Below are 4,060 nucleotides of genomic sequence, written 5' to 3'. Positions count from 1 at the left end.
CGGCGGGCCGCCCCACCCCGCTCTGGCACGTCAACGCCCCCGCCGACCGTGCGGTCTTCGCGGGCGAGGCGCGCGGGCTCTGGCTGTGGGCGATCGTCTGGCCCGAGCAGTCGGGGCTGCTGATGTACGACGAGCTGGTGCTCACGGATCTCCGGGACGCGGGCGCGGAAGTCGATCTGGTGCCGTGCGGAGCGCTGTCGCCCCGGCTGCTGGCGTAGCCGTACGGCAGCTCATCGAAGGCTCCTCGCGGCTGCGCGGCCCCGCAGGTCCCGGCCGCACCACGCGTTACTCTTGACCGTCCCCCTGCCAGTCCCCGCCGCCCTGGAGTCCGCGTCGTGCGCATCGATCTGCACACCCACTCCAAGGCCTCGGACGGTACGGACACCCCGGCCGAGCTGGTCCGCAACGCGGCCGCCGCCGGCCTGGACGTCGTGGCGCTCACCGACCACGACACCACCCGCGGCCACGCCGAGGCGATCGCCGCCCTTCCCGCCGGACTGACGCTGGTCACGGGCGCAGAGATCTCCTGCCGCATCGACGGCGTGGGCATGCACCTCCTCGCGTACCTCTTCGACCCCGAAGAGCCGGAGTTCCTCCGCGAGCGCGAGCTGCTGCGCGACGACCGGGTCCCGCGCGCGCAGACGATGGTCCGCACACTGCAGGAGCTGGGCGTCCCGATCACCTGGGAACACGTCGCGCGCATCGCGGGCGACGCCTCGCTCGGCCGCCCGCACATCGCCACCGCCCTCGTCGAGCTGGGTGTGGTGGAGACCGTCTCCGACGCCTTCACGCCCGAGTGGCTGGCCGACGGCGGGCGGGCGTACGCGGAGAAGCACGAGCTGGACGCCTTCAAGGCGATACGCCTGGTCAAGCAGGCCGGCGGGGTCACCGTCTTCGCGCACCCGCAGGCCGTCAAGCGGGGCGAGGTCGTGCCCGAGAGCACGATCGGTGATTTCGCCGCGTACGGCCTCGACGGCATCGAGGTCGACCACATGGACCACGACGCACCGACCCGCGCACGGCTGCGCACCCTCGCGGCCGACCTCGGGCTGCTCGCCACCGGATCCAGCGACTACCACGGCAGCCGCAAGTTCGTGGAGCTCGGGGAGTGCACCACCGACCCCGAGGTCTACGGCGAGATCACCCGGCGTGCGACGGGAGCCTTCCCGGTGCCTGGCGCCGGCGGACGCTGACCTCTTCTTCTTTCCGTAACCCCCTCTTCTCACCCCTCACGCGCAAGGCCTCACTGTGTTCGACGTTGCCGTTTTCGGATCCCTCTTTGTCACGCTTTTTGTGATCATGGACCCTCCTGGGATCACCCCGATCTTCCTCGCGCTCACCGCGGGCCGACCTGCCAAGGTGCAGCGCAAGATGGCGCTGCAGGCGGTGATGGTGGCCTTCGGCGTGATCGCCGTCTTCGGCCTGCTCGGCCAGCAGATCCTGGACTATCTGCATGTCTCCGTCCCCGCGCTGATGATCGCGGGCGGTCTGCTGCTGCTCCTGATCGCGCTCGACCTGCTCACCGGCAAGACGGACGAGCCGACGCAGACCAAGGACGTCAATGTGGCGCTCGTACCGCTGGGCATGCCGCTGCTCGCGGGCCCCGGCGCGATCGTCTCGGTCATCCTGGCCGTGCAGCACGCGGACACCGCGGCGCAGCAGGTCTCGGTCTGGGCGGCGATCATCGCCATGCACCTCGTGCTCTGGGTGACCATGCGCTACTCGCTGCTGATCATCCGCGTGATCAAGGACGGCGGCGTGGTCCTGGTGACCCGGCTGGCGGGCATGATGCTTTCGGCGATCGCCGTGCAGCAGATCATCAACGGGGTCACCCAGGTCATCAAGAACAGCTGACCGGCCGCCCCGCGCAACGCAAGGCGCCCCCGTGCATGTGCACGGGGGCGCTTCGTCTTTAGCGTCTTCTATGGCGTCGTAAGGGTTACGAAGCCGAACTGTCGGCCGGGCGGATGTAGATGCGCTGGCCGATTGCCGCGGCCTGCTGCACGATCCGGTTGACGGAGGCGGCGTCCACAACGGTGCTGTCCATGGCAGTGCCATCGACGTCGTTGAGGCGCATGATTTCGAAGCGCATGGCTTCTCCCTTCGTCCGATCCTCCTGCTGGAGAACTGTGTGTTGTACGGGTATTGACTCTGCTCCCGTGCTGCGTCTGGGCGATTGCCCGTCCGTTAAGAGTGGATTGCGTGGCAAGAGTGCCCCACGTTCACAATGGGTCCAACGGCTTGCCTTCCTCAAACATTCCCTACGCTAAGGAAAAGTTTCGCGAGCCTAAATATCGGCCGGTGGGCGGACCGGTTGTGCGCCTCGCGTGCCGCCCGGGACAATGGGCGGCGTATGAATGACGACGCAGACATCAGCGCTCACCTGCAGCGCACCAACGAGCTCCTCACGCGCGTGCTCGCCGAGGTGGCCAAGACCCCGTCCACGCATGCGATCTTCGTGGACGCCGGATACGTCTATGCCGCGGGAGGCCTGCTGGTCACCGGGACGGAGGACCGGCGGTCCTTCGACCTCGACGCGGAGGGGCTGCTGGAGGCCTTCATCGACAAGGCGCGGATCATCTTCGCGGACAGTCGGCTGCTGCGGGTGTACTGGTACGACGGCGCAAGGCGCCGTATCCACACCCCCGAACAGCAGTCCATCGCCGAGCTCCCCGACGTCAAGGTGCGCCTCGGCAACCTCAACGCCAACAACCAGCAGAAGGGCGTCGACTCCCTGATCCGCACCGATCTGGAGTCCCTCGCCCGCCATCGCGCCATCTCGGACGCGGCCCTGGTCGGCGGCGACGAGGACCTGGTGTCGGCCGTCGAGGCCGCGCAGGGTTACGGGGCGCGGGTCCACCTCTGGGGCATCGAGGCCGCGGAGGGCATGCGCAACCAGGCCGAACCGCTGCTCTGGGAGGTCGACAGCCAGCGCACCTTCGACCTGGACTTCTGCAAGCCGTATGTGACCCGGCGGCCGGTCACCACGTACGAGCAGGAGAGCACCCCGCTGCCCTCGCGCGAGGACATCCGCTTCGTCGGCGCCCAGATCGCCGCGACGTGGCTCTCGGAGCGGGGCCGCGAAGCCCTCGCCGATCTGCTGCCGAGCCGGCCCTATCTGCCGGGCCCCGTGGACCAGGAGCTCCTGGTGGACGCGGAGCGGCTGCTCCAGCGGTCGCTGCGGGGGCACGGGGATCTGCGGCGGGCGCTGCGCGACGGTTTCTGGAACCACCTCCAGTCGCAGTACTGAGCACTCAGCCCCGGAGACCGTCCCAGAACGCGGCGAGTGCGGCGGCGGTCTCCGCCGGCCGGTCGGTGTTGGGGGAGTGCTCGGCGCCTTGGATCACGGTGCGCCGGGCGCCGAGCCGCTGGGCCGTCGCGTCGAGGAGCGGCACCGGCCAGGTGTCGTCGCGCTCTCCCGAGACGATGTGCTTGGGCAGGGAGACGGCGGCGAGCTCGTCGGTGCGGTCCGGTTCCAGGGTCAACTGGCTTCCGGTGGCGATGAGTTGGGCGGGGTTGTGCAGCAGCCAGCGCCGACGCATGTCGCTGTCGTCGTCCCCCTCCGCGGGTGGGTCCATCGCCCGCATCGCCTCCCACACCTGCGCCATGTCCATCACCGCGAGGGCGTCGCCGAGCAGCTTGATCTTCTGCTGCTGCTCGACGGTGACCTGGGCGGGACCGGATGACATGAGGGTGAGCGAGGCGAAGGGGGAAGGGCGCGGGTCGATGAGCACGGCGGCGCGGGCGATCTGGCCGCCGAGGGAGTGCCCGACGAGGTGGACGGGGGTCGCGAGGGCCTGGGCCTGGGCGACGAGGTCCCTGGCCAACTCGGCCTGTGCGTAAGCCACTTGATCTGCCGGACCCTCGGACTCGTACTGTCCGCGGCCGTCGACGGCGACGGTACGGTACCCGGCCGCTGCGAGCGGCTCCAGCAGGGCGATGAAGTCCTCTTTGGACCCCGTGTACCCGGGAGCGAGCAGAGCGGTGCCGCGGATCTCGCCGGCGGGCGAGGTGTCCAGCACGGCGAAAGAGCCACGTGCGGTGGGGAGCGGGTGGGCAC

The 4,060-nt window shown here is 69.5% G+C and carries 6 protein-coding genes; 4 read left to right on the top strand and 2 right to left on the bottom strand.

Annotation, left to right across the window (positions count from 1 at the left end; genetic code table 11):
• From J0695_RS35450 to J0695_RS35440, 3 genes are all read left to right on the top strand, one after another.
• On the top strand, positions 1–218 hold a 218-nt coding region (locus J0695_RS35450), incomplete at its 5' end, for a DUF6758 family protein (protein WP_372445878.1).
• 117 nt (positions 219–335) lie between these two features.
• Positions 336–1,193 (top strand): PHP domain-containing protein, encoded by an 858-nt coding sequence (locus tag J0695_RS35445; protein ID WP_206968885.1) that lies wholly within the window; start codon positions 336–338, stop codon positions 1,191–1,193.
• Between the two features lie 55 nt (positions 1,194–1,248).
• Positions 1,249–1,854: a MarC family protein gene (locus tag J0695_RS35440; RefSeq protein WP_206968884.1), complete on the top strand. Its 606-nt coding sequence runs from the start codon at positions 1,249–1,251 to the stop codon at positions 1,852–1,854.
• 85 nt (positions 1,855–1,939) lie between these two features.
• On the opposite strand, the gene J0695_RS35435 is transcribed toward J0695_RS35440, so the two are convergent.
• On the bottom strand, positions 1,940–2,092 hold the full coding sequence (locus J0695_RS35435) for a DUF8834 family protein (RefSeq protein WP_206968883.1): 153 nt from the start codon (positions 2,090–2,092) through the stop codon (positions 1,940–1,942).
• A 261-nt stretch (positions 2,093–2,353) separates the two neighbouring features.
• Here J0695_RS35435 and J0695_RS35430 point away from each other — a divergent pair, with 261 nt between their 5' ends.
• On the top strand, positions 2,354–3,250 hold the full coding sequence (locus J0695_RS35430; protein ID WP_206968882.1) for an NYN domain-containing protein: 897 nt from the start codon (positions 2,354–2,356) through the stop codon (positions 3,248–3,250).
• A gap of 4 nt (positions 3,251–3,254) precedes the next feature.
• Here the strand turns inward: J0695_RS35430 and J0695_RS35425 are convergent.
• The coding region (locus J0695_RS35425; protein WP_206968881.1) for an alpha/beta fold hydrolase at positions 3,255–4,060 on the bottom strand (806 nt) is incomplete at its 5' end.

This window comes from Streptomyces beijiangensis, from assembly GCF_017315755.1.
Classification (GTDB): domain Bacteria; phylum Actinomycetota; class Actinomycetes; order Streptomycetales; family Streptomycetaceae; genus Streptomyces; species Streptomyces beijiangensis.
The sequence above is the reverse complement of the archived record's forward strand: the minus strand, read 5'-3'. Positions and strand labels throughout refer to the sequence as shown.